Genomic DNA, 22,836 nt, shown 5'->3' on the forward strand with positions numbered 1-22,836 from the left:
CATGACTGACGCCGATTCGCAGGATCCACCTGCGGGCGCACTGAAGGGAATCATCGTCGCCGATTTCAGCAGAGTGTTGGCTGCGCCCTATGCCACCATGCTGTTCGGGGACCTCGGGGCCGACGTGATCAAGATAGAGCGTCCCGGCTCCGGTGATGACACCCGTCAGTGGGGGCCACCGTTCACTGATCATCATGAGGCAACGTACTTCCTATCCGTGAACCGCAACAAACGATCGTTCACAGCCGACATGTCCGCCCAGGAAGATCACAATGATCTGCTGGAGCTGATTCGACGCGCTGACGTGCTGATCGAGAACTTTCGTCCCGGCACTATGGCGAGGCACGGGCTTTCCTACGAGAAGGTCGCCGAAATTAACCCAAGGCTTGTGTATTGCTCCATCACCGGGTTCGGCTCTGACGAAGCCGCCGCGGCCCTGCCGGGTTACGACTTGCTAGTGCAGGCCGTGGGTGGACTGATGAGCGTTACTGGTCCGAGCTCCGCTGAGCCAGTCAAGGCCGGCGTCGCCCTCGTCGATGTGCTGACAGGATTGCACGCTGCCATCGGAGTGCTGGCAGCCCTGCGGGCACGCGAAACTTCCGGCCGGGGCCAGCTCGTTGAGGTCAACCTGTTCAGCACCTTGCTGTCCAGCATGGTTAATCAGAGCGTCGGTTACACCGCCGCAGGCGCCATCCCCGGCATCCTGGGAAACCGGCACCCTTCAATCGCGCCCTACCAGTTGTTCCCGGCTTCGGACCGACCGGTCGTCGTTGCGGTCGGAAACGACCGGCAGTTCATTCAGTTGTGCGAGGCGCTCGGAATTCCCGAGGCAGCGAAGGATTCGCGCTTCGCGACCAACTCGTCCCGCGTCGCCCACATCGACGAACTAGATCGCGTCATCACGGCACGGACCACTGAGGCGACCGCCGACCATTGGTACCGGGTGTTGTCAGCCCGCGGGATTCCCTGCGGCCCGGTCAACAACATCGCTGAAGCGTTTGCGATGGCAAATGACCTTGGTCTGAACGCCCGCGTTACTGTGGGGCCCGACGAGGACAGCGTAAATCTGGCTGCCAACCCGATCACCCTGTCTGAGACCCCGGTCGCGTACCTTCGTCGGCCACCACGGCTCGGGCAACACGCCGAAGAGGTGCGCGCTTGGCTAACTAGCCAGCCGACCCCTAACAGCCAGACCATCGCAGAACCCCCGAATCACCCCCGCGACATCAACCACAAACAGCCTATGGGAGCACACTCGTGACCGATCTTGCCGCCGACTACCTCGACATAGACTCACTGCTAAGCGAGCAGGAGATTGATCTGCGCGTCCAGGTACGCCAATTCGTTGACGATCGTATTCGGCCTAACATCAACGCTTGGTACGAGGAAGCAGTCTTCCCCTTGGAACTGGTCAAGGAGATGGGAAGTCTCGGACTATTGGGCATGCACCTCAAAGGGTACGGCTGCGGTGGCCGCACCGCCGTCGAGTACGGTATTGCGGCCATGGAGCTGGAAGCCGGCGATTCCGGCATCCGCACTTTTGTTTCGGTGCAGGGATCACTCGCCATGAGCGCCATTTCCAAGTTCGGCTCAAAGGAGCAGAAGGAGCAGTGGTTGCCTGGCATGGCCGCGGGTGAGCTGATTGGCTGCTTCGGCCTAACCGAGCCAACCGCGGGCAGCGACCCCGCCAACATGCTCACCCGAGCGGAACATGTCGGTTCGGGTTGGGTGCTGAACGGAGCCAAACGGTGGATCGGACTCGCGTCTATTGCCGACGTTGCGATCATCTGGGCGAATACCGACGACGGCATCCGCGGCTTCGCGGTCCCAACCGACACTCCCGGCTTCTCTGCAATACCGATTTCCGAGAAGCTGTCCATGCGCGCATCAATCCAGTGCGACATCACGTTGGAGGACGTGCATCTGCCAGAGACCGCGGTGCTGCCCGGGGTGGTGGGCCTCCGTGGGCCGTTCTCGTGCCTCAACGAAGCGAGGTACGGCATCATGTGGGGCGCCATGGGCGCTGCCCGCGACTCCTACCAGGCGGCCTTGGCCTACTCGCAGCAGCGCACCCAGTTCGGTAAACCCCTCGCTTCTTTCCAGCTGACGCAACAGAAGCTCGTGGACATGGTCCTGGAGATCCAGAAGGGAACACTTGTGGCTCTTCAGACAGGGCGACTCAAGGACGCTGGTCGTCTGCGTCCCGAGCACATTTCCTTTGGAAAGCTCAACAACGTCCGCCAGGCGATCGAGATCTGCCGTTCCGCCCGCACCATGTTCGGCGGAAACGGGATCACCCTTGAACACTCACCCCTGCGGCACGCCAACAACCTCGAGAGCGTCCGCACCTACGAGGGCACCGACGAGATCCATACGTTGATCATGGGCCGCGCGATCACCGGCATCCCGAGCTTTTCGTAGCGTGCGGGGGAGTATCGTGAACGAGAATTTACGTGATGCTGACTCCAGGAGCCCGGCCGCGGAATCCGTTACCAAGACCTGCACCGCCTATGTGGATCATTCAGGGTTTCGCATTGCCATCCTGACACTCAAGAACTCCGGCCACCGCCCTGTGACGTTGGGCCCGCAGTCGCTGGCCGGCTTCGAGGCTGCGCTAAAAGACCTCGACCTCGCAAGGGTGGACGCGGTGGCAGTGACTGGCGAGGGCCCGGTTTTCTGTGCCGGGGCGGACCTGAGAACGATGATGACGGCTGCCACGGTGGAGCAAGCCGAGCACGTGGCGCGTCGGGGTTTGGAGGTGCTCGGCCGGCTGGCCGCAGTTCCGGTGCCCACCTTCGCGTTCATTAATGGGATCGCGCTGGGTGGCGGGTTGGAGCTTGCGCTGCATGCAGACTATCGCACCGCGGCGGACTCCGTCCGGGCCGTGGGTTTTCCCGAAGTTCGGCTTGGCCTGGTGCCTGGCTGGGGCGGCATCCCGCGCGCGGTGGCACTACTCGGCCCGAAACACACATCCCGACTGGTGGTCACGGATTCGCTCGCGGGCAACAACCTCTCCGCCCGGACCGCGGCCGAGCTTGGCTTGGTCGACGTGCTGCTGCCGGCGGACGGATTCCTGTCGGCGTCGCTCGATTACGTTGTCGGCGTCCTCTCCGGCAAGGTCGGGACTGGTGGTCGCTTCCGCGACAGGGCGGAGCAGAAGCCCTCCGGCGGTGTCGGTGGATCCGAAGCGCTGGCGGCCGTTCGGACACAGCTCGACGCACGACTGCACGGCGCTGCGCCCGCCCCGTACCGAGCCCTGGAGCTGATCGCTGCGGCTGCCGCTCAGCCCGCCGCCACGGTCGGAAAAGACGCGGATATCCGGGCATTCGGCGAGATGCTTCTCTCCGACGAGGCCCGGGCCAGCATTTATGCTTTCCACCTCACACAATCCCTGGCGAAGAAGCCCGCGGGCAGGCCCATGGCCGAGCCACTGCCGGTCCGCTCAATAGGCGTCATCGGTGCCGGGCTGATGGCCAGCCAGCTCGCCCTCCTCTTCGCGCAGCAGCTGCGAGTACCTGTACTGATGACGGACTTGTCCCAGGAACGCATCGACGCGGCACTGGATTGGATCGACGGGCAGCTGGACAAGCGCGTGGCCCGCGGGCAGCTGTGCGGCACTGACGCCGAGGCCATCCGCCCTTTGGTCACTGGAGGCACGGACAAGGCCGCGTTTGCTGACTGCGATGTGGTCATCGAAGCTGTCTTTGAGGAACTGGAGGTCAAGCGCGCAGTGTTCGCCGAGTTCGAACCGCTGCTGCGGCAAGATGCTTTGCTGTTGACCAATACATCCTCTCTGTCCGTTGAGGCCATGGGTGCCGCCCTGGTCCGCCCGGAGCGGCTGATCGGCTTCCACTTCTTCAATCCCGTGGCCGTCTTGCCACTTGTGGAGATCATCACGGCGCCCCAGACGGACCAGACCACACTTGCAACCTCGTTTGAGCTGGCCCGAATGCTGGGAAAGACGGCCGTACTCACCAGAGACACAGCCGGGTTCGTGGTGAACCGCGTGCTAACGCGGTTGTTCAACGAGGTGCTGTTCCTGCTCGACGACGGGGCTCACCCCGCCACCGTGAACCACGCTCTGGATCCGCTGGGACTGCCCATGACGCCGCTGCAGCTTCTGCAATTCATCGGCCCTGCCGTGCAGCTTCATATCTGCGAGGCCATGCGTCGGGCGTCTCCGGAGCGCTTTCGAAAAAGCCCCAGCCTGGTTGCGCTCGTGGCCGCGGGGCTCCCAGGCTATTTGGACAACGACGGCGAAATCTCACCTGCCGCTGCCATGCTGCTGCCGGCGTCGTACCCGACAGATGCAGGCGCGGTACGCGCCCGAATTCTGGCCGCACTGGCCCGGGAGGTCACCGCGATGCTGGACGAGTCGGTGGTGGCGGGGCCCGAGGAGGTCGACCTGTGCATGATCCTCGGCGCCAATTTCCCGTTCCATACCGGTGGCTTGACACCCCTGCTGGACCGGGAAACGGGCACAGTCTTCCATTACGGGCTACGCGTCCCCGTCCCCGCCGTCTAGTAACGCCCGCCGGCGAAAGTCCCGGGCCGCCCCAAGCAACAGCCCGTAACGTCCATCTCCACCCCGCCGTCCCGTCTCAGGAGAAGAAGAATTGAACCGCACTACAGATGTTGTCATTGTTGGGGCCGCCCGCACGCCGCAAGGCAAGTTGATGGGTCAGCTTGCCCCGCTGTCCGCCGTCGAACTAGGCGGCGCCGCCATTGCCGCGGCGGTCGACCGATCTGGTATCCACGCCGAGGCCATCGACGCCGTCATCATGGGACATGTACTCCAGGGCGGAGCAGGACAGAATCCCGCACGGCAGGCTGCCGTCGCTGGGGGTATTCCGCTGAGCGCCCACGCTACGACTGTTAATAAGGTGTGTCTCTCCGGGCTGAGCGCCATCATCGACGCGAGCCGCGTGCTGCGACTGGGAGAAGCCGCGGTGGTGGTTGCAGGCGGTCAGGAATCAATGAGCAACGCCCCGCATCTGCTGCCGGGGTCCCGCGCAGGGCACCTCTACGGAGATGCCGTGCTGGTCGATTCAGCTGCCCACGATGGACTGACCGATGCGTTCGAACATGCCGCAATGGGGCTGGCTACGGACGGTGCCAATGAGGCGTTGGGGATTCCCCGCGTGGCCCAGGATAGGGCGGCGGCGGAATCCCATCGGCGGGCGGCGGCAGCCCAGGCCGCCGGGCATTTCGACGCGGAGTTGGTCCCGATCAAAGTGCCGCGGCGCCGCGGAGAGGTCCACATCGCAGGCACAGACGAAGGTGTGCGTCCGGACAGCAGCGAGGAGTCGCTTGGCAGGCTCAGGCCAGCGTTCTCCCCAACAGGCACGGTAACCGCAGGAAATGCCTCGCCACTCAACGACGGTGCCGCCGCCGTAGTGCTAACGACGCGCGGCTACGCAGAAGCCCATGGCCTCAAGATCATGGCAATGATCGGTGCCCCCGGGCAAATTGCCGGCCCGGACACCTCGCTACCGGATAAGCCGTCCTTGGCCATCGCCAAGGCGCTCAGTGCGGCCGGTTGGAGCGTGGAAGACCTGGATTTCGTGGAGATCAACGAGGCGTTTGCCTCGGTAGCATTGCATTCGGCCGGGCTGCTCGGGATCGCCATGGACAAGGTCAACATCAACGGCGGAGCGATCGCCCTTGGCCATCCGATTGGTGCCTCCGGTGCCCGGTTAGTGGTCTCTGCAGCATATGAACTTCAATGTCGCGGCTCCGGCAAGGCTGCGGTGGCACTGTGCGGCGGTGGCGGCCAAGGTGAAGCGCTACTCCTGTCACGCTGACCAGAGCCCACCGGTGAGCGCACTCATTGTCCTGGTCCTTTGCCCTTATCTGTTGTGTTTGTGGTCGTTGGTCGGTGGGGCGCCCTGATAGGGGACCTCGCCGCTGGGCTGGGGCCGGAGTGCAACCTGGGGGACCGGGCCAGGGACGCAACGTTCGGGAGTATGGGAGCGACGTAGGAGCGCCAAGCGAAGTTTCCGGATCGTGTCCGGCGCCTTAGCGCCCTGATTGTGCAGAGGCCCTGCCCAGCGCAGCTATTTCTACTCCCGTAATTCAAGCGCCGATGACGGACGTTCTGTCGCCGGGCCGGCGGAAGGCGTTGTCATGATGCTCGGAGTAGTCTCCACCATGTATCAAGGAAGGAGGTGCTGTCATTGTGTTCGATGTTAGGTTCTGGCGGGGCGGAGTGTGGTCGGATCGTGGGTCGTTCGACCGGTCGGGGGGAGTCGTGCCTAGAGGTCGCGGCCTCACCCCGGCAGGAGGCTGCTAGCGGGCTGAAAGGGTGCCATCGAGTAAGCGATCTGCAGGGGTGGCGGCTCCAAATGGCTGGCGCCGGTTCGAGGGGCGGAGAAGGTGCGGGTCGCTGTTCTTTCTGTGGTCAATCGAGCAAAAAAAGAAGTGTGGACAGTGTCCACACTTCTCGCCACGAACTGGCCTGTACACCCACCGGACTGGGCCGGATTCCGTATGTTTCCGCAACTTCCCAGTGATCCCAAGGCCTGGAATCCCGTTCGAGTCCCACCTCGGGCACGGCATACCCCCTCGTCAGAGGGGGTTTTTGCTTTAACGTGTTGACAATTGTTGACACGAGCCTCTGATGCGTGGCGCCGGCTTGTGCCTGGCCGCCGGTTGGCCTGTTCAGTTGTGGGGGAGCGGGTTCAGGGGTGTGGCTGGTTTGCCCTCCGCTTGCTCTGAACTGGGATCATGCGTTCCTTTCCTGGTTCGTTCGGTAGGTCGTGGTTGGCCTACACCTCTTCATGGGTAGAGGGATAGGGCGCAACATGACTTCTAAGACTAAAATGGGGGAGTGTCCGGCGCGGACTACGGTCCCTTCCAAGGTCGCCGAGCATTTGGAGTTCACACGCTCGTCGGGCCAGGCAAACCGAGGCCGATCAGTCTGCCGATGCGGGCCCTCATGTACAGTACTGCTTACTATTCTGTATGGCCGAGCCGTTCAGCCATCACTTCGCTGATCGCTTGATCGACAACCTCTTCGCTTGAACTGCCGGCAACGAGATCAATGCAGCTTCCTAGTTCGCCCCCCTGGGGATCTGATCCGTAGAAATATTGCCCCAACCGTCAAGGAAAGGACTCGACTCGGTCACTCCTGGCCACCGGCTCGCCTGCGTAGCCACACGTGCAATATCGCCTATTGTTGTCCGAGTGAGCCTTTCCCGCCCCCTAGATTCCTCCGCTGCCGCGCGGGTGCCGTTTTCTCCTATTTCTGAGCAGACCCTAGCGAATATAGGAGCATGGCTTGATGAGATGGGACGACTTGGATATGACTTCGTCACCGGACCTCCAATGGCCGGACTTTTCGCTGTCCTCGCAGCAACCGTCGCCTATCGAGGAATCAAGCAACAGGTAGCAAAAGCCGAGAGTGCCAACCAAAACGTTGCTGATGCGAACGCGGAAACTGCGCGCAAGAACGGCGAGGACCAGTGGTGGACCGTTCTCCAGTGGGCGTATGAACAGGCCAGTAAAGATGGAACCCCTGCAAACCACTTCAAGGAAAAAGCCGTGCTGGGCATCTTTGAATCGCTTGCCGTACCAGGGCTGTCAGCGGTGCAGACCCGAGCGCTTGACAGAATCACGGCAGTATTCGAGGACAAGCATGATCCTGAAACCGCTACGCAGCTCTCCAATCTGAGGCAGGCCGTCAACGAATCGGTGTCGACTTCTACGGGATTCACCGCTCTTCGGCGAAGTGTGTTAACTGACCTCACATTCTCACTCCCCACGGGACTCACTCGCGTGTTTGCACACGGGCAAAACGCGCCATTTCTATACAGAACCAAGAAGGGCACGTTAGTCGGAGTGCAGCCCCTCTGGATTGATGAAGATGGTCAGCTGGACCCCCGCGAGCGAGTTCGGGACGCCGCCGCCGAGGTAATTGTCAGGCAGTTTGAAGTGTCGGAAAAGCCTCGCGGCGCCGGGCAACTTCACCCCAATCAGCGAGTGAGCAGGGTGCTGATCGCGTCCAATGCGGAAGGGTACTGGCCTAATGGAAGAGGAGAAGATCCTCCCCACGTCTCATACCACCTCATACCGCAAAGCGTGGGCCATGCACTTGTACGATATGACCCCAACCGTCTCGACCAGCTGCGACAGGAACTGAAGGCACTTGCCGACATATAATGAACACAATGGAGCAGAACGGCAGAGCTGCAGATCGCCTCGCCTTCAACCTTCAGGGGTACCGCGTAACGCAAACGCCAGGCTCCCGTTCATTGCATCCACTCTCGTCCAGGTCGTTGATCCGGCGCTGAGAACTCTAGCCGTGGTTGCTTCTACTCCCGTGGGTTTCATCAACAAAAACGGACGTACCGTAAAGCTGTAGCGTCCCGGTCCTTGATGCCAAGACGGCATTACAGTTGACGTCACGAGGTAGCCTCGTAACGTCAAGCAGGCGTCCACTGGCAGCCCACTACAACGTTCCTGACTATTTGAGCAGAGCGAGATATCCGAACCACGCGGCTGCGATCGTGGCAATGCCAATCAGGCCCGTCCCTAAGAATTTGCTGACGGACCATTTCGGATTGCCCAACGGATCGGCTCCATTCTTCACCTTCACATTGCTTCTCGAGCCGCGCCCTTGGGACGAAACGATAGCAACGCTGGAGCCGTTGCCCATAGTGACCTGAACGGCACGATCAACAGCCTGGCGTGTTGAATCTGCCGTTTCGAATTCAATCTCAAACTCGGCGATAAGAGTGATCAGCCGATTTCTTACCTGATGGGTGACTCCCATTATCTCGCTCTTGGAAACTGCCCAGTACAAACGATGGATCTCGTGAGTGTCACTCTGGTTCTCGTGGTTCCATAGCCGGACTAGCTCGGCTGAGCCGGGAGGTGAGAGCATCACGGTGTCACCGTTTGCGTGGCCAGCCAATTCCTCGAGCTGCCCGATTCCCTGAGAAAGCGGTACTTCTTCCTTTATCGCATCCTGCGCAAACTCCGGCAAGGAACTAGGGGCAATAACCTGTCGCTGGAACTGAGCCCAACCCGCGATACCGTCTATGAGCAACGGAGCCGGGACTCTCCTGTACGCGGGCAACTCGCTTGTCTTTCCTCGGTAACCGTTCAGTTCGGATGAGGCCCAAGCCACGAGTTCCCGAGAGCCGGATGCGCCTCCAAGCGCTACACATTTCCGCAAGAGGTCCGATATCGAACTCGAGCTGTCCAGTGCGCCGCTTTGAATGTCGCGAAGGAGTTTTGTGGCGCGATCGCCCATATTCATGACCTCATGTTGATAGCTCGCAAGGCTCCAGGTTTCTGTGGGAATGGGCGGGTTGTGATGCCGCCCGGAGCAGTTCCTAGCTTACCGACTGGCATGACTACAGGCGTGAAGCAAAGCGAGCGACTCAACTCTGCCCCCAACCGAACGTATTCTTTAGCGCATTGGTCAACACTTGGAGCTGAGCGAAACTGCCGTCATCACGCTTGAAGAACGACACAAGCCACAGTTCAACGCCTTTGAGACCCCGATCTCTCGGGTTGGAGCTTTCCTACTCAGCAGCAATACCAAGCTCCCGAGCGACGGCAGGACTGAGTTCAGCCGACTGCCGTTTCGGGCACATCCTAGCTGTACTGCCAAGGAGGCTGAACACACTGATTGAGTTGACGAGATCGCGGATCTCTTCCACAGGTGCAGCTATCTCTTCGTCCACAGCCTCGAGAAATGCCAAGGAAGAATGACGGTGCTTACGGCGGCGGAATACAACAATGGATGAGTTGTTCCCAAGGCCGGAGCAACGCATCCACTGTTACAGGGAAATTTTCAAAAGACTGATGGATCTCGCGGACTTGGTCATCCGCCATTTGCGTAATGACCATGCGTCAAGACAGCTACTATAAGGGCGAGACAGTCGTATTCGGACCTATAAATGTCCTATCTAGTGCGAATGTATAGGTGCTGTCAATTCGTAGTTTCAGTGTTTCCTGCCTTCACATTCAATGCGGCTTGATACATGCGGTGCGGAAAGAAGTATTCACATTGCTCGTAATTTGACTCGGAATCGGCAAATAAAGGGTCGTCGAGATAGAAGGTCGGTGCTCGTGAAGAACGAACTGCACAGCCTATGAGTCCAACCGAATATAGCAACTTTGCCAATGGCTGATAAAGAGCAAAGCCGGTCGAGTCTTTTCCAGGGGACCACATGGCGGAGGATAGATCCTTTAGCCAGTCCGTGCCAGGGAAATTCGGTTCTGATATAAGCAGCATAGCCTCATCAAGTCGGCGTTGGAATTCTTGTTTATCCATTCGGCCCGAACACCCGCGAAACTTGGCAAAAACTTGATCTATCCCAGGATATGTGGGTTTCCACTCGTCTCGAAGCGCAAGGAGGCGTTTGGCCGAATAGGTGCGTTCTGCATTGTGAATGTCCTGCCAAGTCAATCGGGTCTTTCCAATACCCACGCCAAGACATTCGTTTGCGAAGGCGATCGCATCGCGCGGCCGCATGAGGGTGCGCTCCAACATGTAGTGGAGAGGATTCCCTCTCGTTTTATTGGCATGAGGAAGAAGATCACCCATCGATGTGGCTGCGACGTCGGTCCTTGCCGCTGAGGCCTTGACGCGCTCGTCCAGAAGCTCTTGCAAGTCTGCCCTTGTCCACCGGAGGTGTAAGACCAGTGAGCGAAATTTTTCCTCCTGCCCGCCGCTCTTCTTTCCGAAATCGAGCTCTTGAAAAATGTTCGTCCTTAGTGCAACCACGACTTTGAGATTTCTCACGCGCTTTAGGTCCAAAACGGTTCGAAAAAGACAGCGGATCAGGTCATTTGCAAGTCGCTCATCGATCCAGTCCCGGTCCAGATCATCGATGATGACATATGTGAAGTGTTGGTCATCAAGTATATCTTCGTCCAGCACGGAGATCATCTTGTTCAATTTTGCCAGCTGTGTGTCATTAACAATTCGCTGAAACCGTTCAGTTTGTTCTGCCCTGGATTCGGTAGAAGCCTCCGTGCCAGTGGACGCGACAGCACGTGCCGAAACAAAGCCGCCACTAGTCCCTCCTTCAACTTCGGCATCAATGCGGCGGGTGAACTTGTCCGTTATCTCGCGAACTCTCTCCTCTGTCTCACACCAAAACCTTCCCTCGAACTCGTCAAGATAGCCGAGTGCCGCCTCCTTGCCGTGATCTTTTGATATCCGTTCGCGGAGGTTCTTCAGAAAGCTCTGCTTTGCAGCTGGTGTATTGACGCTGTAGCGATGACGTATTATTTCGACAAGAAGTACATGCTTCCACAAAGCAATCCAGAAAAGATCAAGGTTGACGCCGAGGGAGTCGAGATATCGGATAACCTGCAAGTCGGTTATGTAAGGCAAAGACAAGTCTTCAGGGTTGATTCGGATGACATGTTCTGGGATCTCTTCTTCGATGCGTTGGAATACCGCAGATTTTCCTGCCCCGGTACGCCCGATGACGAAGCATCTGGGATCTTCCTTAGAGCGGATGACGTCGTAGTCGCCGGACTCGTAGAAGGCATCGGCGAGAAGAGGATCCGCTTCTGCTTGTTCACCACCAAGAGTAAAGCCGCTTTTGAAGCGTGAGTTCTTTGACATTGCGACTCCTTGAACGTCCCCAGTATTATCCAGAGACTACGGTGACCTGGGAAATGTGTCGAGGCGTCGAGCCACCGTTAGTTGGGACTGGACTGGGCGAGTGTGGTAGTCCATGGTGGACGGCAATTCCTCCGGCATATGTGTAGCGTTGTCAGCGCAACATGATGCGCCGGCCGATTGCTTACCCGGATGACATCGCGGCGGCTTGCCCATGGTCGGGCCCCGTTGGCCTTCTTTTGTTGCTGTCCGAGAGCGTGTTCTGACCAGTAAGAGCACGTATGTTCGTCTGGGGATCTTGCTCGACAGGCTTACGCGGTCTCGATGGATGTCATGGCCCTCGTCGCGGTCTGGTAATGCAGCTCGGTGTGCGGATCGGTGATGGGAGCTTCTGCTTTGGCGAACACTCGGCGCTTGTCGCGACGTGCCGGACCCCATACCGGGAAGCGGAGTTCAGCCGTCATGGTGTGAGGACGCTCACAGGCGGTCCGCTGGACAACGTGACCCGTGTGCCAGTCATTGTCAGACCCCATGGCTAGAGTGGTTGAGCACGTTAGCTCGCACTCTTAGGGGGACCATTTGTCTGTAGTTGAATCGCTGATCCAGTCACCGGCCGGCCTGCGACAGTTGCGCCTCATGCAGGCACTAACGGAGCTAGAACCTCTTGACGGAGATCGTCAGGTAGGTGTCAGTCCGATCCGGGCTGAAGGTGCGAAGTGGGGGCTTGAATCGGCAGCCGTAACTAGCGACCTCAAATACCTGCAGTCTCTGGGTATGGTTGAGTGCTTTGAGTCGTTGGCTGGCATAAATAACGTCTTTATTCAGCAAGCGGGCCTAGATGCCACCAAGGAATACCGGACCTTCATTAAGGACAAGGTTCGTCGTAACAGGGCATGCCGCGATGCTTACTTGCACTGGCTGTACGAGGGCGACGACGCTCCTGGTGATTTCCACAGCGAGTGCTCCTTCTACGGCTCGCCGTACAGCGAGCAGGAACTCAAAGACGCTAAGAACTGGTTGGATGAAGAAGGGTTCATCGTCGGCAAAAAGTCTGCCGACAACGACATCTACTATGCAGAAATCACTTCAAAAGGTAACCGCGCCGTCGAAAGCGGTCGCTCCGTGAATGAATGGCAAGCAGGAGGAATCTCAATGACAGACCGCAGCATCAACATCACCGGCTCTCAGAACGTCAATGTGGCACAGGACAGCTCGAACGTGACCCAGAGCAATACCCTGACTCGGGAGCAGTTGGGCAAGATCAGCGATGTGATTGATTCGTATCGCGCGTTGAGCGGGGCTCTCAACCTCCCGGAAGAGCAGCTAGAAGTGGCTGAAACTCTCGTAGGCGAGCTTGAGGAAGAAACCGCCGATGTGAACGCTGAGCCGGGAAAGATCCGTCAGGCACTGGAGCGCCTGACGGGGATCGTGGCTGAGCACGGTACAAAGGGTGTATCGACGGCTGTCATCAGCGTCATCGAACAGGCCATTCAATTCCTGGGGTAAATCCCTCGCGGAATTTGCCTGAGTGTGAGCAGCGGTTTCTTGTCGCTGCGGCCAAGGACGGTGTGACTCTGGTGCCAGCTCCTAATTACGACTGGATCGGCACCCGAGGGCCGTTTGGTCTGGCGACTCAATCTGGACCGCTCTTCGACACGGTTCTGGAGATGGCACAAGCTCTGGATGGCTACCTAGATGTCATGCGCTCGCCGAAACGCACCAAGCGCGCTGACTTCGACTTGATCCACGAACCAACCGGCATCCACATCGAGGTGGATGAAGAGCAGCACTTCAGTACCCACCGCCTGAAGATGTTGGACTTTTATGGGCCTGACGTGGACTACGGCTTTGACCTGGAGGAGTACCGGGCGCTCTGCCGGCTGCACGGTCCTCGAATAGACCGAACTGGCTGGGCTGCCAACGACACCGTGAATTTCGGTCCGAGGAGTCGGGCGAAACAGGGAGCCTTCTACGACAGTATGAAAGATTTAGTCCTACCCGCAATGGGTATCCCGCATGTCATCCGGGTCGAGGTTATCGATCGGGAACCAGAACTTGCCTGGGCATTAAACCGAGAACGAATATCCGCCGCTCTTGCCATCTAGGGAAGGCATCACCGACCGGCAAAGAAGTTGCTCAAACTAAAGGGGAAGTTGTTGTCCACAGTTGAATCACTAGTTCAAACCATGTCCGGACTCCGGCACCTACAGCTGCTTTCACGTCTTGTTGACTGGCTGCCACTCAGTGGTGAACGTCAGATGGATGTCAGTGAGTTGTACACCGTGGCGAGGTTGCAGGGACGCCCTAAAAAAAGCGTTACGGGCGACCTCGAAGCCCTGCAAGAGCACAGATGGATATGGTTTGAAAAGCCAGTTGGAGGCATCGACTCTGTTGTTCTGACTCAGGCGGGCATAGACGTCGCGGAAGACTTCAAGGCTTTACGGACTGATCCGCGGCGCCGGGTCAAGGAGGTGCGGGATGCCGTCCTCAACTGGCTTTACGACGAGCAGCTGAAGGGGGCGAACGTCTTAGGCATCAGTGACTTCCTTAAAAGCTCCAAGAATCACTTCCTAGGCGAGCCTTACTCAGAAGAGGAGCTGGCACGGGCTTCAAACTGGTTGATTGACGAGGAATACATCGACGGCACCAAGACATGGGGTGCTGAGTTGCTGAGGCCGACCATCACCACCAGAGGCAGCAAGGTCATAGAGGCTGAACAATCAGTCAATAGAGCCTTGGATGCAGCTGGGGTCACGAACAACGTAACCATTACGGGATCTAAGGCTGTCAACGTTGCTCTGCAGAGCTCCAATGTCACGCAGTCCAACTCCATGACGCGCGGGCAGGTTGAAGTAGTAGAGCGCATCCTCGGCTCTGTACGCGCCATGTTGAACCCGATGGTTCTTGGAGTCAGTGAGGATGTAACGACCGAAGCGCAGGTTATCGCCAATGAAGTAGATGGGGAGATTTACTCACTGGCTCCCGATGCTGGCAAGGTAAGGGCGCTGCTCTTGAAGTTGGTAGACCTCGCCGTGACCGGAACCGTCCAAGGTGGCGTTGATGCCCTGAACGCCATGATGCGACAGGGCATCGACGGGATCGGCTAGCTTGGACTGGATGTTGTCCTGGCGGTGGCGGTTGATGACCGATTCCGGCTGGGTTGAGCAGGAGTTTGGATCGCCGGGATTAGCGTCGCTCTCCGCTTGGTAGTCCCATGCCAGGTTATACATGCCGATAGTGCCGACAGCCGACCTCCCATGCTCCGGCCAAAGGTGTAGCAATTTTCCAGGCGCTGTCCGAAGGCGGCCGGGATCGGCATAACAAGGAGCTTCACGACCTTATCCGCGAGCTGAGAACCCGCAGCGAGGAATTCCGCAGCCGTTGGGGTGCGCACAATTGCACCGGTCAACCAGCCTGTTTCCTCTCGTCAGAGGGGGTTTTTGCTTTAACGTGTTGACAATTGTTGACACGACCTCTGATGTGTGGTGCCGGCTTGTGCCTGGCTGCCGGTTGGCCTGTTCAGTTGTGGGGGAGCGGGTTCAGGGTCTTGGCTGGTTGGCCCTCCGCTGGCTCTCTACTGGGGCCATGGATTCCTCTCGTGGTGCGGCCGGGTAGGTCATGGTTTGCCTACACCTCTTCATGGGTGGAGGTGGGGACCACAACATGACTTCGGGGCGGGGCGGGGCGTCGAAACCACCGGACTTCTACGCGTCCTTGGCGTGAGGACCCGGAGTTAGCCGATGCATTATCAAACCCAAGAGGGTGTGCACGTCGTCCACGCCTAGATCTCCTTGTTGCGGCTGGTTGCCGGTATTCACATCTGCGTTCTTCGGGCTGCCTTGACACTTTGCGGTGACTGGCCAGCGTACTGTCGCCGATGCCTGCTCTGTATGACATCCAGGGCTTGGGCAGATGGACCCCGCCCCACACGGGCTATGCCTGGCACGGGAAAGCTGCCGAAGTCAGCCGTCTCCGCCGTGGCACGGCCTGGCGTAACGGTCGATTCCCACAGCTTATTGGCGCCGGGTGGGCGTCCCGTTCTTCGCGGACGGCTCCTTGAGTGGCTGTGACCCTCACGACGTCTGGAGCTCATGATGTCTGTCCGTTGCCGGCGATGGTGGCGTGACCAGGACGCCATCCCGACAATGAAAGGCTCGCCACCCGGTTGCATGGCCGACTACCCAAAGGACTTGAGAATCGTCGGTTTTCATCTCAATAGTCGCCCGGTTCGCTGCCGAATGCTCGATCCCCAAGGGAAAGGAGTGGAGCGCCGGCACCTACCAGCCCGAATTACATGATGAGTAAGCGTGCGGGAACGTTCTTGCTTCGACAGGATATTCCTGCCGACGGACTAGCAAAGCGCGGCTGATTGTAATTGTCCGATTCGCCGCGAACCGCAGTCCCCGCGCTTCTTCCACCGGTACTTTTGACGCCGATAAGTACTCATACGTCTGAGCCGTTCATGGCCTCACGCAGGAGCGCGCCGAACGGTTCGCTTCGGTGTCCGCGGAGACATGATAGAGCTCATCGATCGCCAGTACGGTGCCGTTAAAACGCTTCCGGTGGGAGCTTCTCGAAGGCGAACCGAAGCGTCGCATGCGTGCAGACCAGGGTTGTACTTCAGGAAGTCGATGGATGCTCCGATGTCAACGAGGACGACGGCGGGAGTTATGCACCCGCCGTCGTGCGCCGTTCGGCTTGCTGCCTCGCATTGCTGGCGCGGCGCTCAGCCTTCATGCTTGGAATGCTCACCCAGACGGTGCCATGAGCGGTTGTGGTAGACCAGAGCGTCGCCGGGTTCGCCTGCTTGGACGTCACGCATCACGCGGGACTCCAGGGCGTGAACGGCGATGATTGTGGAGGTTCCCACCTCCATGCGATTGATGACGGCGCAGCGCACCCAGGCGCGGACATCGTCATAAACCGCTTCGCCGGTTGCAAGGGTCGACCAGCGGTGCGTCTGGTCAAAGCGGTCGGCGCCGGGGGTCGCTCCAAACTTCGCCAAGTCGACGTCGTGCGCGTCCAGCAGGTGCACGACGACGGTTTCCGCGCGTGAAAGCACATCGGAGGCAGAGGACAGTGCCGAGACCGAGAAAATCAGCAACGGAGGTTCCGCGCTCACTGACACGACCGATGATACCGTCAGCGCCACCGGTCCTTCGCCGGCATCCGCCGTGATGACGGCGACACCTCCCGGGTGACCACGGAACAGTGCTTTGAAGTCGTCGGCCGAGAGGGAGGACGGGAAGCCTGGCTTGGGAGCCTCGAGCCAGGTGTCTGGGGGGTAAGCGTGAAACATGGTTATGACACCGTGGTTGCAGAGCGGGCGAGTTCTTCGCGAATGATGTTCGTCCCTGCGCTGAGAGCACTCAGTTTAGCCAGTGCGACGTCCCGGGGGAACGGTGCCATACCGCAGTTGGAGCTGGGGATGAGCTTGTCCGCGTCGACAAACTGCAGGGCCTTGCGGAGGGTGTTGGCGACGTCCTCCGGGGTCTCGATAATCTCGCTTGCGACGTCGATTGCCCCGAGCATGACTTTCTTGCCGCGGAGGAGCTCGATGAGCTCCATGGGCACGTGGGAGTTCTGGGATTCCAGCGAGATGATGTCGATGCTGGAGCTCTGAAGCAGCGGGAACGTTTCCTCGTACTGCCGCCACTGTGAGCCGAGCGTCGCCTTCCAGTCAGTGTTCGCCTTGATCCCGTAGCCGTAGCAGATATGCACGGCGGTCTCCGCACGCAGCCCCTCTGCCGCTCTCTCAAGCGCGGCCACGCCCCAGTCCTTGACCTCATCGAGGAAGACATTGAACGCGGGCTCGTCGAACTGGATGATGTCCACGCCGGCCGCCTCAAGTTCCTTCGCCTCCTGGTTCAGGATCGTGGCGAACTCCCACGCCAGCTTCTCGCGGCTCTTGTAGTGGTCATCGTAGAGCGTGTCCACCATGGTCATTGGACCGGGAAGAGTCCATTTGATCGGCCGGTCTGTGGTTGCGCGGAGGAACTTAGCGTCTTCGACGAATACCGGACGCTCGCGGCGCACCGCTCCGACGACGGTCGGCACGCTCGCGTCGTAGCGATCGCGGATGCGCACGGTCTTGCGCTGTTCAAAGTCGACCCCGCTGAGATGTTCGATGAAGGTGGTGACGAAGTGCTGGCGGGTTTGCTCGCCGTCGCTGACGATGTCGATGCCGCGTCGGGTCTGTTCGTGGATGGCGATGCGCAGAGCATCCTGCTTGCCCTCGAGCAGCTCATCTCCCTCCAGTTTCCACGGAGACCACAGAGTCTCCGGCTGTGCGAGCCACGATGGTTTCGGCAGGCTTCCGACAACGGTGGTGGGCAAAAGTGTGTTCATGATTGACGATTCTCCGTGGGTCAGTTGACGAGAGCTGGGTATTTGGCGGTCCACTGGTCCAATAGATCCTTGTGGGGCGTGATGAAGTGTTCCTCCGTGTACTTCGCCTGAGTAATCGCGAGCTGACTGCGCTCCTCGCGGTCGTAAGCGATCTGGGTCCGCGAGTAATCCTGCTCTCCCAGGCTTGGCTGATAGACGACGGCGGCGGCGGAGTTCGCGTTGTAAATCTCCGGGCGGTAGATCTTCTGGAACGTCTCCATGGTGCTGATCGTGCCGATGAGCTGCAGGTTGGAGTAGTCGTTGAGCAGGTCGCCGCGGAAGTAGAAGGCGAGCGGCGCAACGCTGCCGCGTGGCATGAAGTAGCGAACCTGCAGCCCCATCTTTGCGAAGTACGCGTCCGTCAGCGAGAACTCGTCCTGCTGGTACTCGACGCCCAGGACTGGGTGACGGTTCTCCGTTCGCCTGTACGTCTTGCTCGTTGAGACGCTGATGCACACCACTGGCGGCTGCGGGAAGCGTTCCTGGCATGCCGGGGAATCGAGGAATTGCTGGAACAGTTTGCCGTGAAGATCGCCGAAGTCCTCGGGAACGGTGGGCTTGCCTGAGTCCCCTGCTGCCGCTGGGAGTACTACGCTGAAGTCGAAGTCACGGACGTAGGAGGAGAAGTTGTTCCCGACGATCCCTTGGTGGCGGACCCCGTTCAGTTGGTCGACGATCTGGATGTCGAGAACCTCGAACAGGGGGAACTGCTGATCCGTACCTTCCGCAGTGAACTCTATCTGCACGGAAACGATCTCAAGCTCGAGCGTGTAACGGTCCCGGTCCGGGTTGTCCCAGCTTGCGAGATCGTTGAAGCGGCGGCGAATCATGGTCAAGGCGTTGCGGAGGTTCTCCTGGCGGTGCTCGCCGCGTGCCAGATTGGCGAAATTCGTTGTGATCCGCGATCCTTCGGACGGGGAGTAGTCCTCGTCGAAGGGGGTCGTGGTGATACTGAAGGTGAAGTCGTCTGCCATGTGCTGCCAATCCGTTGATGGGCCGGAGACGGCCTTTCCGAAGGTCATGTATTCATGGTGCAACCTTTCTGCGGGTATCGGGTAACTAGGCATTACTATGCATTCATATAGACTTTTCCTATGCCCCAGATTTCGAGCGGACTCACGCTGCAGCAGCTCCGCTACTTCATAGAAGTTGCAGCTGAGGGGTCGATCTCGGCAGCTGCCGATCTTCTCTACGTCGCGCAGCCCACCATGTCCGCAGCGATGAAGGACCTTGAGGCCAGGGTGGGCCGTGCGCTTCTGGTTCGCTCCGCCCGCGGGGTCACCCTCACCGCCGACGGCGTAGAGTTCCTCGGCTATGCAAGGCAGGTTGTCGAGCAGTTCGCTCTCCTCGAGCAGCGCTACCTGGGTACGCCACCGACGCGACGTCTGCTCGGGGTATCGACGCAGCACTACTCGTTCGCGGTGGACGCCTTCGTCCGGATGGTCAAGACCACTGACGTGGCCGAATACGAGTTCTCGCTGCGTGAGTCCCGCACCTGGGACATCATCGAGGATGTCCGTACGCTTCGCAGCGAGATAGGCATCCTCTACCGGAACGATTTCAACCGGAAGGTCATCGACAAGCTGCTCCGGGATTCCGGGCTCGCGTTCACTCCGCTTTTCCTCGCCGATCCGCACATTTTCATTTCTCGCAACAACCCGCTCGCCTCAAAAGAGCGCGCGACTCTCGCCGATCTCGCCGGGATGCCGCGGCTAACCTTCGATCAAGGTGCGAACAACTCCTTCTACTTCGCCGAGGAGATTCTCTCCACCTTGTCCAGCAAGCAGGAGATCCGGGTCTCTGACCGTGCCACGATCTTCAACCTCATGATCGGGCTCCACGGCTACACGATCTCAACGGGCATCATCAGCGGGCAGCTCGACCCGGAGATCGTCGCCATCCCGCTGGACGTTGACGAACGCATCGAGATCGGCTGGATCGGCCACGCAGCGATTCCGCTCACCGACCAAGCGCAGCGCTACCTCAAGGAATTGCGGGCCGTTGTCGCCGAGTTCGGCGTAGCGCTGATCGACTGACTGCAGTTGAGCGGGCGGGTCTTTCCGAAGGAACAGGTAGGTCTGGGGCGCTCTGGAGTGGCTTGGTAAACACCCATGCGTCACCCTCGCAATGTAGCGGTTCATCCATTGCATTTCTGGATCCAGTCGCGACGCTGCGGCCGCCGTCGAAGGGGTCATCCTCCCGATGGCCGGCCACAAGGGATACGCTTCTGGCATAGCCTGGAGGACATGGAGAGATGCGCGGAATGGCATCCGACCCACGTCGCCACCTTCATGGCCCCCATGAAATTCCTCCGGGCAAACGCCGGCGCCAGGCTTCGTCTCAGCCATGAAGTCGCAGTGGTCTCATGCGCCCAGCAGTACTACAAGTACAACAATGGCAAACTACAACCGGCATGCTCGGCGGCAGCAGGCCGCTGGAAGGCTAAACAAACCAGCGGGTCTGTCGGGGCTGAAACCCTGCGAGGACGAGCCGTTACCCGCCGGAGACATTCGGGCGGCCAGACTCGAATAACCGATAACCAGCCTTCTGTCGTCGGCCAGGCCGGAAGGTCTTGTCATGATGCTCGGTGTCGTCTCCGCCATGTAGTAAATGAAGGAGGTTCAGCTCCTGTGTGGGATATTCATAGTTCTGGCGGGGAGCGGTTGGTCGGATTTGGAGTGTTCTGCCGGCCGCTGGGAAGTCCTGCCTTGGAGAGCGCGGCGGCGTCATCTTGGCTCGGGGGATTTATAAGGACTGAGAGGTACCACCCCGCAGGCATTGGCGGCAGCGGTTGGTTCCCGGTCGCTGTTAATCAGTGCGCAGGGGAAGCTCGGGCCCTCGTTTATCGGTGGTACACCGCGCCCACGAGAAGTGTGGACAATGTCCACGCCTTCCACCTTGGACTGGCCCGTACATCGGCCGGATTGCCCCGGGTTCCGCAGGTTTCCGCCATTTCCCACTGTTTCCAAGGCCTGGAAGCCCGTTCGAGTCCCACCTCGGGCACGGCATACCCCCTCGTCAGAGGGGGTTTTTGCTTTAACGTGTGTACAAAGCTTGACAAGTGCCTCTGCGTCATCTTCCCGGAGGGTGCCTGGCCGCCGGGCGCGGCCTGTTCAGTTTGGATGGGGGAGCGGGGTCAGCGCCCAGACTGGTGGGCGCTCCGCTGGCTCTGAGCTGGGGTCATTCGAGTTCCTTCTTTCGGTTCTGCCCGGTTGGTCTGGAGCGGCCTACACCTGTTCATGGGCTAGGGGATTAGGTACGACATGACTTCCACAGATTTCCGTCTCGTCGGTTTCAGCCATGAGATTTCCGGCATGTCACGGCGCCGAATACTTGCTTTGTCAGGCCACAAGGGGTGTGTACAGTGTGCACACTTAAGTCTGCTTTATTGCGACTATTGCCCATCATTGGCTTGTCCCTCCTTGGCTGCATCTGCCCCTTCATTGCATGGGGGTGGCCATTGCGACATGACGGTGACGCGCAAGCTCTCCATGGCCAGGGCTATTTCGGGGCGAGAGTTTATTGGCTACTGCCGACCGAGTGCTTCGGGTTGGTTTCGTGCGCGCCATCGACGCGACGACACGAATGAAAGGGCGAGTGGTCTCCCCACAGATTTATAGGCCGTAGCTCGGCCGCCGGAACGCTACTGACCACGCGATTGTCGGCTGAGCATGCGGAAGCCGACCGGTTTACTGATAAGGACCCATATGTTCGCGCACGCCCATCGGAGGTGAGGGCGCGGAACGGACCGGATTTCGTCGTTTTTCGCCAAGGCGGGTTGGCGTGGCTACCGAGCAGGCTGGAAGAGACTATACGGCGGCGAAAGGCTGCTGTTGGAGCTCGCTTAGCCGTGCCTGCAGTTCCGAAACGGTGGGTGGGTTGGCGCCGGAGCGGCTGACCGTGATTGCTGCGGCCATGGAGGCAGTTTTTCCGATGTTTTCCAGTGCTCCCGGGGCAAATCCTTCTTCGCCTTCTGCCAAAAGGCCGAAGATGAGGGCGGCCATGTAGGAGTCGCCGGCGCCGATGGTGTCTGCTACGTGGGTTTTCACGGAGGGGATGTTGAGTTTGGAGCTTTGGGTGGCGAGGAGGGCGCCGTCTGCGCCCATGGTGATGACGGCCAGGCGTGCCCCCTGCGCGAGCAGGCGGGACGTGACCTCGTCCGGAGACGCAGTCGGGTAGAGCCAGTGGGCATCTTCGTCGCTGAGTTTGACGACGTCGGTGAGCGGGAGCAGGTCCTCGAAGATGCTCTTTGCTTCGGCATGGCTGCCAAGGAGGGCGGGGCGGATGTTGGGGTCGTAGGTGACCAGGCATGACGTGTGGCTTTGCTCGAGAAGGGAGCGGACGGTGGTGGCTCCCGGGGCGAGGAATGTGGCGATGGATCCGGTGTGCAGGACTTTCGGGATCATGGCCGGCGCTACCGGTGCAAGTTCCCAGGCGATGTCGAACTCGTAGTTGGCCGAGCCGTCTGCGGCCAGGGTGGCAGTTGCGGTGGCTGTGTGTTCGAGGGATGTTGATCCCGGTAGAAGCCGGACGCCTGCGCTCTGGAGGTGGTTGGTGATGGCGGTGCCGTGGTCGTCTTCGCCGATTGCTGTGAGCAGCCCTGTGGATACGCCGAGCCGGCCAAGGCCATAGGCCACGTTCGCGGGGGATCCTCCTGGGTAGCTGATGGTTCCTTCGGGGGTGTTAACGATATCGATCAGGGCTTCGCCGATAACAACAACATCCAGCTGGTCGTGGGCGGAGGTGCCGGGGGGAGGCTTGTGCATCTCGGTTCTTTCGTCGGTACCGGCTGGAGGGCCGGGTGTGGATCCGTCCGCGGACCTGTGGGCAGGTCCGCGGACGGAGAAGAGGGTTCCGCTGGC

General features: G+C 59.7%; 18 protein-coding genes. 11 read left to right on the forward strand and 7 right to left on the reverse strand.

Going from position 1 to position 22,836, the window contains the following annotated elements; all coding sequences use genetic code 11:
- The first annotated feature begins 1 nt into the window (after position 1).
- The 5 genes from LDN75_RS11735 (at position 2) to LDN75_RS11755 (ending at position 8,160) form a co-directional block, all read left to right on the forward strand.
- Complete coding sequence (locus LDN75_RS11735; protein WP_223937417.1) at positions 2-1,261, forward strand: CaiB/BaiF CoA-transferase family protein; 1,260 nt, start codon at positions 2-4, stop codon at positions 1,259-1,261.
- Positions 1,258-2,421, forward strand: coding sequence for an acyl-CoA dehydrogenase family protein (locus LDN75_RS11740; protein WP_223937418.1), 1,164 nt, complete (start codon positions 1,258-1,260; stop codon positions 2,419-2,421). Before LDN75_RS11735 ends, LDN75_RS11740 begins: the two co-directional genes overlap by 4 nt.
- Positions 2,422-2,437: 16 nt before the next feature.
- Entirely contained in the window at positions 2,438-4,525 is a 2,088-nt protein-coding gene (locus tag LDN75_RS11745; protein ID WP_223937419.1) for a 3-hydroxyacyl-CoA dehydrogenase NAD-binding domain-containing protein, read from the forward strand.
- 151 nt (positions 4,526-4,676) lie between these two features.
- On the forward strand, positions 4,677-5,804 hold the full coding sequence (locus LDN75_RS11750) for an acetyl-CoA C-acyltransferase (protein WP_263422390.1): 1,128 nt from the start codon (positions 4,677-4,679) through the stop codon (positions 5,802-5,804).
- Positions 5,805-7,185: 1,381 nt separating this feature from the next.
- On the forward strand, positions 7,186-8,160 hold the full coding sequence (locus tag LDN75_RS11755) for a hypothetical protein (RefSeq protein WP_223937421.1): 975 nt from the start codon (positions 7,186-7,188) through the stop codon (positions 8,158-8,160).
- Between the two features lie 304 nt (positions 8,161-8,464).
- Here the strand turns inward: LDN75_RS11755 and LDN75_RS11760 are convergent, their stop codons facing one another.
- From LDN75_RS11760 to LDN75_RS11770, 3 genes are all read right to left on the reverse strand, one after another.
- Positions 8,465-9,262 carry a hypothetical protein gene (locus LDN75_RS11760; protein WP_223937422.1) on the reverse strand — a complete coding sequence of 266 codons (798 nt, stop codon included), beginning with the start codon at positions 9,260-9,262 and terminating at the stop codon, positions 8,465-8,467.
- Between the two features lie 678 nt (positions 9,263-9,940).
- On the reverse strand, positions 9,941-11,590 hold the full coding sequence (locus LDN75_RS11765) for a hypothetical protein (RefSeq protein WP_223937423.1): 1,650 nt from the start codon (positions 11,588-11,590) through the stop codon (positions 9,941-9,943).
- A gap of 308 nt (positions 11,591-11,898) precedes the next feature.
- Positions 11,899-12,051 carry a hypothetical protein gene (locus LDN75_RS11770; protein WP_223937424.1) on the reverse strand — a complete coding sequence of 51 codons (153 nt, stop codon included), beginning with the start codon at positions 12,049-12,051 and terminating at the stop codon, positions 11,899-11,901.
- Positions 12,052-12,166: 115 nt separating this feature from the next.
- Between LDN75_RS11770 and LDN75_RS11775 the strand changes: the two genes are divergently transcribed.
- The 4 genes from LDN75_RS11775 to LDN75_RS11790 all read left to right on the forward strand — a co-directional run bounded on the left by LDN75_RS11775 (position 12,167) and on the right by LDN75_RS11790 (position 15,044).
- Positions 12,167-13,093, forward strand: a complete 927-nt coding sequence (locus tag LDN75_RS11775) for a hypothetical protein (protein ID WP_223937425.1) — start codon at positions 12,167-12,169, stop codon at positions 13,091-13,093.
- A gap of 62 nt (positions 13,094-13,155) precedes the next feature.
- The gene (locus LDN75_RS11780) at positions 13,156-13,692 is read left to right on the forward strand and encodes a hypothetical protein (protein WP_223937426.1); all 537 of its coding nucleotides are present in this window, start codon (positions 13,156-13,158) and stop codon (positions 13,690-13,692) included.
- A gap of 51 nt (positions 13,693-13,743) precedes the next feature.
- A complete protein-coding gene (locus tag LDN75_RS11785; RefSeq protein ID WP_223937427.1) occupies positions 13,744-14,694 on the forward strand; it encodes a hypothetical protein in 951 nt (316 codons plus the stop codon).
- 242 nt (positions 14,695-14,936) lie between these two features.
- The gene (locus LDN75_RS11790; RefSeq protein ID WP_263422391.1) at positions 14,937-15,044 is read left to right on the forward strand and encodes a hypothetical protein; all 108 of its coding nucleotides are present in this window, start codon (positions 14,937-14,939) and stop codon (positions 15,042-15,044) included.
- A 1,269-nt stretch (positions 15,045-16,313) separates the two neighbouring features.
- On the opposite strand, the gene LDN75_RS11795 is transcribed toward LDN75_RS11790, so the two are convergent.
- The 3 genes from LDN75_RS11795 to LDN75_RS11805 are packed head-to-tail and all read right to left on the reverse strand — an operon-like array spanning position 16,314 to position 18,948.
- Positions 16,314-16,886, reverse strand: coding sequence for a flavin reductase family protein (locus LDN75_RS11795; RefSeq protein WP_223937428.1), 573 nt, complete (start codon positions 16,884-16,886; stop codon positions 16,314-16,316).
- Between the two features lie 2 nt (positions 16,887-16,888).
- A complete protein-coding gene (locus LDN75_RS11800; protein ID WP_223937429.1) occupies positions 16,889-17,935 on the reverse strand; it encodes a methionine synthase in 1,047 nt (348 codons plus the stop codon).
- A gap of 20 nt (positions 17,936-17,955) precedes the next feature.
- Positions 17,956-18,948, reverse strand: coding sequence for a DUF1852 domain-containing protein (locus LDN75_RS11805; protein ID WP_223937567.1), 993 nt, complete (start codon positions 18,946-18,948; stop codon positions 17,956-17,958).
- A 120-nt stretch (positions 18,949-19,068) separates the two neighbouring features.
- Here LDN75_RS11805 and LDN75_RS11810 point away from each other — a divergent pair, with 120 nt between their 5' ends.
- Both LDN75_RS11810 and LDN75_RS11815 read left to right on the forward strand, forming a co-directional pair.
- Complete coding sequence (locus tag LDN75_RS11810) at positions 19,069-20,010, forward strand: LysR family transcriptional regulator (RefSeq protein ID WP_223937430.1); 942 nt, start codon at positions 19,069-19,071, stop codon at positions 20,008-20,010.
- Between the two features lie 210 nt (positions 20,011-20,220).
- On the forward strand, positions 20,221-21,147 hold the full coding sequence (locus LDN75_RS11815; protein ID WP_263422375.1) for a phenylacetaldoxime dehydratase family protein: 927 nt from the start codon (positions 20,221-20,223) through the stop codon (positions 21,145-21,147).
- 636 nt (positions 21,148-21,783) lie between these two features.
- Here LDN75_RS11815 and LDN75_RS11820 read toward each other — a convergent pair.
- Positions 21,784-22,740 carry a carbohydrate kinase gene (locus LDN75_RS11820; protein ID WP_223937432.1) on the reverse strand — a complete coding sequence of 319 codons (957 nt, stop codon included), beginning with the start codon at positions 22,738-22,740 and terminating at the stop codon, positions 21,784-21,786.
- Between the last annotated feature and the right edge of the window lie 96 nt (positions 22,741-22,836).

The organism is Arthrobacter sp. StoSoilB5 (assembly GCF_019977235.1).
GTDB lineage: Bacteria > Actinomycetota > Actinomycetes > Actinomycetales > Micrococcaceae > Arthrobacter.